Genomic DNA, 8,766 nt, shown 5'->3' with positions numbered 1-8,766 from the left:
GGTAGTCTCGGTCTGGATCGTAGTCGTCAGCGTCATAGATGGAGTCATCCGAATAGGGTAGCGTTGCCGACAACGTCTGGATTTCGCGTTCACTGATTCGGGCCCCCAAATCACGTCCAGTACCAAGTCGGCCTGCAGCGGAAGCGATGGCACCTTCCACTCCGTCTTCCACGGCATCGGCCATGTTGGCTTCTTCCCCAGGAGTCTCATCGACATAGTCATCCACGCGGTAGTTGTCGACATCGATGGCGGCTCGGGCGGCTGTCCATTCATCATCGATGCCTGGATCATCCACGCCGGCGGGAGTCTCGGTATCAAACCGTTCCAATGCATTCGCTTGGGCGGCGAGTTCGCCTTCTGAACGATCATTGGATTGACCGTCGTTTTCCGTCTCAGAAGCTTTGGGTGGACGCGTCCGTTGCAGTTCTTCGGCAAGCTTGTCGCCGACTTCCTTTGGATCAGGCAATGGCTCTTCCGCTTGACGCTCAGAAGATTGCGGTTGCGATTCCGCTCGCATTCGTTCGGAACGGACTTGCGATTGTTCAGACACTGGATTGCCGGATTGTTCGGCTTGTTGTCGACGCAGTTTCCAACCAAACGATTCCAGAGACTCGATCACTTCCGTCGACTGCCGGACCAATCGTTCGAACTCAGCAATCTGCTTTGGGTCCTTCGTGCGTTGCACGGATTCGGAGGCAAGCTTGCGGACCAAGCTCGCGTCACTCCAGATCACACCGGCCAATCCCCAATCGCTGATTCGGTTGGTGTCGCTCTTTTGGAGGCGAGGGTGGTTCCGCTGTGCATTGGCACGCTCTGCCGATCGTGACTCCTGTGCAGAAACAGCGTTGAGCCCGCCGGTTGTCACGCCGGCCAACAGAAACATTGCCAAGGCGTGTCGCCGCCATTTTCGAAAAGCGGCGGAAGGCGAAGAGAATGACGTTGGAACGGCGAGGCTGCGAGCATTTTTCGGCAGGCTCTCAGCAGCATGAAGTTGCAGGTCGCATGAACGAGACATGGAAAAGTCCTGTGTTTGGCTTGGTCGAGCGGGTAGAGAAGACTCGAGTTTGGCTTTCACCCTTCGTTCGCCCACTTTGGCGGCGGAGACAACGAAGCGCCTTTTCGGCTGCGTTGCATCCTAAGCCAAACGGAGAGTGGTTTGGGGAAGAAGCTCAAAACGAGCCAGCGATGGATACGCAGGATTCGTGCCAGGAAATCTGTGTTGCCACGCAACACCGTCAAGCTAACCCCGTTCAAAACGTGACTTCCCTCAAAACCACAGCGACAATCGAGCCGCCGCCACGTTCACGTGATTTCTAACAACGGCCGCGAATCATTCATGTTGCCCGCTCTCAGATCACCCAGCACGAATCTGGGACGCGAGATCGTATGGGACGCGAGATCGCTCGTCTGCCAACGAACCGAGGCGGCAAGAACCTTGGACGAAAACGTGTCGGTTGGTCGTTTGCTGAGCAAACGTTCCCAATTCATCAGGCGGCACCGAATTTGCGGCGTACTCCCATCGATGATTGAACCACTTCACTGCCAGAAAGAAAGGAAGTCGACTGTGATCGCTTTTCCAACCAAACCGCAACTGACTGAAATTTTGGACCACGAACAAGGCGACTGCGTATCCATCATGATGGGCACCTACCAATCCGGTCCGGATACCAACCAAAACTCCATTCGGTTCAAAAATTTGGTTCGGCAGGCGATCGATGAGGCGCAGAAGAAGAACAGCCCGCTGGTGCCCAAGTTGGAGGAACTCGCCAAGCTCTCGCGTGACGCGTCATTCTGGCAACACCAAGCGTTGGGACTGGCGATCTTCCTCAGCGAAGGATTTGAAGAACGAGTGTTGCTAAGCCATGATCCTGGAGATTCGGTTTGTGTTGGCCCCGAGTTCAACGTGCGGCCCATCGCCAGTGTCGCTTGTGGTGAAACCAATTTACTGACGCTGGCGCTCTCGTGGGAACGAGCTCGACTGTTCCGTTCTGATGGGCACACCACGATGGAGATCGAAGACGATATTTTTCCGTTGACGATGGACGAGTTGGTCACGGCGCGCGATCCTGAGAAACAACTTCAGTACTCGTCGCATGAATCTCACGGCCGGGGCGGATCAGAAACCGTGATGTATCACGGACACGGCAACGGCGAAGACAAGATCGAGGCCGACCGCCGCGCGTATCTTTCTCGGGTCGGTGAATATGTTGCGAAACGGCTCTACAACACGGATCAACAACTCGTCGCCATCGCAACCGAGGAGGTGGCCGGGCACTTCGATGCAGCCACCGAATCGGTCGAGTTGACACAGTGCATCCAGGTCAGCCCCGATGGATTGACGGATTCACAACTGAAAGCACGCATCACCGCATTTGCGAAAGAGCACAATCAATCCAACGACGATGTGATCGCGGAACGCTTGGGCACCGCGATCGCCGATGATCAAGGTTCGGATCAATGGCGGGAAGTCCTCAATGCCGCCAGTGCGGGACGAGTGGACACGCTCCTCATCCGCCAGGATCAACCAATCCCAGGGCGTTTCGATGCAGCCAACCAGCACATTTCAGTCGACGATGAAAGCGGCAACGATTTGTTGAACACGGCCGTCCGACTCACCCTCCAATCCGGCGGAACTGTGAGACGAATGCAGGCAACATCTCCCGACAGCCCACTGGCTGCAATCTACCGCTATTGACTCCTACCTCGGCCGGGGAAATCCACCAACAAACATGTTCTATTTCCCGAGAGAGAGTCAAATCAATCGTCTATGATTGGATCCGAAGGCGGATCGAGAAGGCCGCTGCCCAACCATTGCAGGTTCGGGTCGTGAGGGGTCACCTCGCTCGCAAGATTTGATTGACTGGACGAAGATGCCCAAGCAGAAAGCGGTCGCTCTCCTCATCGAAACCTCGAACGCCTACGCACGAGGCTTGCTCAGTGGAATCGCCTCCTACATCCACGAACATGATCTCTGGTCGATTTACTTGGTCGAACAAGAACGAGGCGCGGCTCCGCCAACTTGGCTGGACGACTGGGAGGGCGACGGTGTCATTGCCCGGATTGAGAACGAAGAAATCGCGTCCTCGATTCGGCGGTTGAAAATACCAGTGGTGGATGTCAGTGCAGCTCGGCGAATCCCGAACATCCCGTGGGTCGAAACCAACGATGTCGCGATCGGTGAATTGGCCTACCGACATTTTCGCGAACGCGGGTTCGAGCACTTTGCCTACTGCGGTGAGTCCCGATTCAACTGGTCGATCTTGCGCCGCGATGCTTTCGAAGCTCACGTGACCAAAGATGGATTCGAGTGCCAGTCGTTCAACTTTCACGTGGACGACCAACGCCCTCAATCACTGATGCGAGAACGCGAACGATTGGCCGAGTGGGTTTTGTCACTGCCTCACCCGATCGGTGTCTTCGCCTGTTACGACATCATGGCACAGAAGATTCTGGACGTTTGTCGATTGCACGGCATCAAAGTGCCCAGCGAACTCGCGTTGCTGGGAGTCGACAACGATGAACTGCTCTGCGATTTATGCACACCGCCTTTGTCCAGTGTGGTCCCAGCCTCTCATCAGACGGGACGCGAAGCCGCTTCCTTGCTCGATGCCATGATGCGTGGCGAAGAAGTTCATGCCAAACCGCATCTGATCGAACCGCTCGGTGTGGCGACTCGCCAATCAACGGATGTGCTGGCCATCAAAGATCCGGAGATTGCCGCGGCAGTTCGCTTCATCCGGGACCACTGCTGCGATGGCATCAATGTACAAGACGTGGTGAAAAAGGTCCCCCTCTCACGGCGAGTGTTTGAGAGCCGATTCTTGGCATTGATGGGACGCACGCCGCACCAAGAAATCACGCGGCGACGGATCGAGCGAGTGCGATATCTCTTGATTGAAACCGATCTGACTCTCGCACAAATTTCGCGACGAACCGGCTTTCAAAACCACGAGTACATGAGCGTGGCTTTTCGACGATCCATGGGACATCCGCCGGCCACCTACCGTCGAAAGTTCCGGAAAATCTAACTAAGTCGGTTCCCCGGGGGTGCGTTGCGAAGGAAGTCGATTTCATTACTGAGGTTTTTCGACGCTTCCTTCACCGACGACGTGAACCGTAGTGAACGAGGCAACGACTCCCTCGCGTGGGAAAGGACTCGTCGCCTCGTCCACGACCATTCGCAATCATCCCTACCAACCTGCTTCGCTCCGGGTCAGGGTGATTCGACCGTGATTGCCACAAAGATGGGTGAACTTCGGTCGTCTCCCTTGATCAGCTCGATCGTCTCGAGCGGTTCTTGGCGTTTCGGCGTGAGCCTCAAGTAGCGGACCTGTTGGCCGCGAACATCAAATGCGAATTCCGACTCCGGGACATCCACGCGGCGGATGTAGTCTGCGAAGTGCACACCGTTGAGCAGCTTGTGGTCTTCCACCTCGCCATCGGCGTACTTCAATCGCACGGTCGCGGTGTGCTCCCCTTCCGCTCCGAACGGGAATCCCCAACCGCTGACGGCCCCCAGAATATGAATCGCGGACGCACTTGCATTGCAAACGATCGGCACCTGCTTGGGCATCGACGGTGGCTTGCTGCCTTGCGGCCCGTGCAACAGAATCACGTTCGGCACGCGCCCGTCTTGCGGATCGACCAGGCTGAACGGCACACCGTTGTGCTCCTTCGGTCCCCAATCAGCGAAGATGATTCGGTCGGGACCGTTATCACCATCGCTGAACATCCCTTTTGTACTGACCGCGGTGGCGATTCCGGAAAATGATAAAGGTGTGTACTTGCCCCGAGACGTCAGGAACTCGAGCAAGTTTGTCATCTCTTCCATTTTGATCTGGCTTTCAAAACCTTCCGGCATCAGCGATTGGCTGGAGGCATTCAATTGCTCAATCTCTTCCCGCAAGATCGTGTGCCGCTTGGCTTGAGCGTCGATCAATTCAATTGATGTCCTCGATTCACCACCGAGCATTCCGGTGAAGACTTGTCCCTCGGTTGTCAGCACTGCAAACGTACGGAAGTTGCCTTCCACGCTTTGGTTGGGATCCAAGATGTGCGTCAACAGTTCTTCCTTTGGATGAACCGCCATACCGGTCAAATCGGGACCAACGTCGGCTCCTTCGCCGCTGTGGCGGTGGCAGTTGGCACAATGCTTCTTGAACACCTGAGCCCCCAGCGTCGCATTGCCTTTCGCGTGAGCAACCGGCAACCACTCGTGCAGCAACGCAACTCGGTTCGCAGTCGGAACACCGCCGGATGACTTCAGCAGCTTTTCAGCTCGCTGCTTGATCGCCTTGTCCGGGTGGTTGCTCAGGGCTTGTCGTTGATCGAGCGACAGATCCGACATTCGCAGTTCACCCGCTTCGATGCTGTCGATCAATTCCAACGTCGTATTGGGACGAGAAAGCAAAACACGAATGATGGAACCACGAACCGAAGGGGTTGATGCTGCGGTCTGTTCGATCAGAGCACCACCGAGTTCTTCGCTGCGACTGGATTTCAGTGCATCCAGAATTCCAACCGTTGCGGCGGGTGACGTTTGCGGACCGATGCTTTCCAGCAGGTCAAAGACCACATCGTCGTCGGTTGGCTGCATCGCGACCAATTGGCGAGCCGAGCTGACTCGATCTTGATCGCTGAGCGAATCGTCCTGGACCAATTCAAGCATCTGCTCAGCCAGTTCAGCAACCTTGTCAGTCAGCGCGTTGGTCCCCCACATCTCAGACAACTGAACGAGTTGACTTTGTTGATCGACGGAGACCTGCTCGAACAAGTCGACCAGTTGCGACTCAGCGGCTTCGGGAAGCTCAACACTGTGATCCTTTGGCCATCCTTTCGCGAGCCCTTCCAAAACACCGGAGGCATTGCCGGCAGCGGTTTTGGCAACCGATTCAATCAAGCCTTGCAGGGATTTGGCATCGGGTTGCGATCGAGCGAAGTGTTCGCTGATCACGTTGAGTCGACGGCGAATCGATCGCGAAAGATCGCGTTCCGGTGCGGATGCCAACACGGCTGGAAAAGCCCCACCGGCGTGCATCGCTGTGGCACTGGTCCATGCATCGAGCAACCATCGATCGTCGCCGAGGCTCTTCATCGTTTGAACCAATGCGTTGACAACCATGTCGGTGGTCGGCGTGGTCGGCTCTGCCAATTTCAGAAGCGCCGCCAATTGGACTTGAGCATTGCCGTCGCTCAACACGCCGGATTCGATCAGATGTTCAATGTCTTCTTCGGAGCTTCCAAGCACCTTCACCGCCGATCGACGAACGCCAGCACTGGGATGCTGCAAAGCCTCATGAACAGCAGCATCGATGGCCGCATTGCCGCTGCCGACCATTCCCAATCCGTCCAGCGTCCAAAGTGCATGAATCGCTCCGGGAGTCAAACCAATCGCGTCCTGTTCCTCGTCGCCGATCAATTCCAACAAAGACGCAACCGTCGCGTCATCAAGCTGGCCCAGTTCCACCAACAAGCGTTGAGCTTGCGAGCGAACCGGCATGGCAGAATGGCTTAGAGCAGCCAACAAACCTGGCACATCGTCCGAGCTCAAACTCGGAACGGATCCTGTCTTGGACGCATCTCCATCGGTGACCAAGCGATAAACACGACCGAACTTTTTGTCTCGCAGGTCGGTCTCGTAAGCGTTGCCCTTGCCGGTTTCGAAACCGTGCGGCGTTGGGTTGTGTTGGATGATGTAGTTGTACCAATCTAGAATCCACACAAACCCATCGGGGCCGGTTTCCGCCATGATCGGCGCCGCCCACTCATCGTCGCTGGCGACCAAGTTGAATGGGCTGGTGGATTTGAATCCGGCTCCATCAGGCGTCAACACAAACGTGCCGACCAAGTGCCCCGTGGGACCGCATACAAATGCGGTTCGATTCCACCAAGCTTGCGGGTACTGTCGAGCGGTGTAGATGCCATGCCCGGCCGCAGCGGTGTATCCACCGTGCTGGTCGACTTGACGAACGTTCGGCGTGATCGGATCGAACAAGTGAGTGTCCGAAATCATGTGCAAAGTTTGAGGTGACCAACCACGAACCTGTTCGTAATAGCGATTTGGAATCGGCATGAAGTTGCTGGGGTTTCGATTCGCGGTCGATCCGAACACCAGACCTTCTTCGGTGAACCCCAATCCCCATGTGTTGTTGTCGGTCGCTCGCATGAACTCGACTTGGTCGACCCGCAACGTGTGATCGGAAAAGTCGCCTTTCGCAGTGGATCCGGTGATCGCGTCGGCTTCTCCATTCGGATCGGCGTCCACTTTGAAACGCCAAAAACCTTGTCGAAACCCTTGTTGGCGTTCACCGTTGATGACTGGGCGTGATGCGTTGTAACCTTGCATCCCCCAAATCCAATTGTCCAAACCGTAGCGGAAGTTGCTGACGCCGCCGTGAGTGTCGCCCAGTGCCCAACCGGTGATCAACGTTTGGCGGAAGTCGGCTTTGTCGTCGCCATCAATGTCCTTCAGGTAAACCGTCTCTTCGCCGTCCTGAACGATGACACCACCGCGGTAGCAAACCAACGTCGTGGGAATGCTCAACTCCTCCGCAAACAAAGTGAACTTGTCAGCCACACCGTCTTGGTCGGTGTCTTCGCAAATTCGAATGCGGTCGCGGCCTTTGCCCTTCGGTTGCAGTTCGTTGGGGTAATCCATCGTTTCGCTGATCCACAAACGACCACGCTCGTCCCATATCATCGCGATGGGTTTGCCAACGATGCCTCCTTCGGAGGCCCACAGTTCCATGTGCATGCCCTTCGGATTGACATATCGTTTGATCGATTCTTCCGGCGGCAAGGGATCTTGCATCAGCGTTTTCAATTCGCCTTGCACTCCCCATTTTTTACCGGCGGTGTAGTTCGGAATTTTGGCTCCAACGTCCGTGAACGTGAACGGCTTGTCGCCTTCGGGAAGCGAGGTCATTTCGGGCACGGGAAACGCGGCCGCATCGGCGAACTCGCCGGATTGTTGTGGATCCTTCTTTGCAACCCAGCGAATGCCACGCTCGACCAAGTTCAGAAATCCGGGATTGGTCCACGTTCGGCTGTCATGTCCCCAAGCGGTGTAGAAGACACGACCTTGGCCTTGGTCACGAACCCAAGTCCATGGTTCTCGTCCGCTGGAATCAATGCGGTATTCCAACACGGTTCGGTTTGTTTCGTTGTGCAGATGATGAACGTAGGTTTCGTCCCAACTTTCGAATCCGCTGTAGCCCTTCATCACTTCATGATCGGGTTTGTCAGGCGTGGTTCGAAACACGCCTGTGCCGTGACGTTGGAACTGAGCCCCCATCAACGCAACGATTTCGGAATGGTTGCGGAAACAATAGGTCGCACAGTGCAGCGGCACAAATCCGCCACCCTCTTCGACGTATTGCAGCAACGCGTCCGCTTGGGGTTTCGCGATCTCATCGATGTTGGCGTACAACACCAACGCATCGTATTCGTTCAGCTTTTCCAAACTCAGCATCGAAATGTCGTCGGTGTAGGTCAGGTCGATGCCGTTGCTTTCCATCGCGGGCTGCAATTCATCAAACCGAGGCTTGGGTTGATGATGCCCGTTGTCGCCCAAGAACAGCACATTGAGTCGTTGCTGGTCGGCGGCGGATGCGAACTCGGCATGCCAAGCCGAGGCGGCCGCCCAAAACGCGAGGAAGGCGAACGCGAGAAGCAGGGTGTTCTTCATAGGATGGGACGACAACAGGTGCCGTGACACGAAGTTTACGGAAGGAGGTCGACGCCGAATCTTCCGTGACGACCGCATGT

4 protein-coding genes and 1 pseudogene are annotated in these 8,766 nt (G+C 56.0%); 2 read left to right on the top strand and 3 right to left on the bottom strand.

What is annotated here, in order from left to right; all coding sequences use genetic code 11:
• Positions 1–883: pseudogene (locus ACF8AM_RS11080) on the bottom strand (hypothetical protein); the annotation flags it as partial.
• 419 nt (positions 884–1,302) lie between these two features.
• On the bottom strand, positions 1,303–1,488 hold the full coding sequence (locus ACF8AM_RS11075) for a hypothetical protein (RefSeq protein ID WP_392555695.1): 186 nt from the start codon (positions 1,486–1,488) through the stop codon (positions 1,303–1,305).
• 76 nt (positions 1,489–1,564) lie between these two features.
• Between ACF8AM_RS11075 and ACF8AM_RS11070 the strand changes: the two genes are divergently transcribed.
• Positions 1,565–2,695 (top strand): hypothetical protein, encoded by a 1,131-nt coding sequence (locus tag ACF8AM_RS11070; protein ID WP_392555694.1) that lies wholly within the window; start codon positions 1,565–1,567, stop codon positions 2,693–2,695.
• Between the two features lie 175 nt (positions 2,696–2,870).
• Positions 2,871–4,028, top strand: coding sequence for a substrate-binding domain-containing protein (locus tag ACF8AM_RS11065; RefSeq protein ID WP_392555693.1), 1,158 nt, complete (start codon positions 2,871–2,873; stop codon positions 4,026–4,028).
• A 185-nt stretch (positions 4,029–4,213) separates the two neighbouring features.
• Here the strand turns inward: ACF8AM_RS11065 and ACF8AM_RS11060 are convergent, their stop codons facing one another.
• The gene (locus tag ACF8AM_RS11060) at positions 4,214–8,686 is read right to left on the bottom strand and encodes a PVC-type heme-binding CxxCH protein (RefSeq protein WP_392555697.1); all 4,473 of its coding nucleotides are present in this window, start codon (positions 8,684–8,686) and stop codon (positions 4,214–4,216) included.
• Between the last annotated feature and the right edge of the window lie 80 nt (positions 8,687–8,766).

It is taken from the genome of Rhodopirellula sp. JB055, assembly GCF_043100905.1.
Taxonomy (GTDB): Bacteria; Planctomycetota; Planctomycetia; order Pirellulales; family Pirellulaceae; genus Rhodopirellula.
The sequence above is the reverse complement of the archived record's forward strand: the minus strand, read 5'-3'. Positions and strand labels throughout refer to the sequence as shown.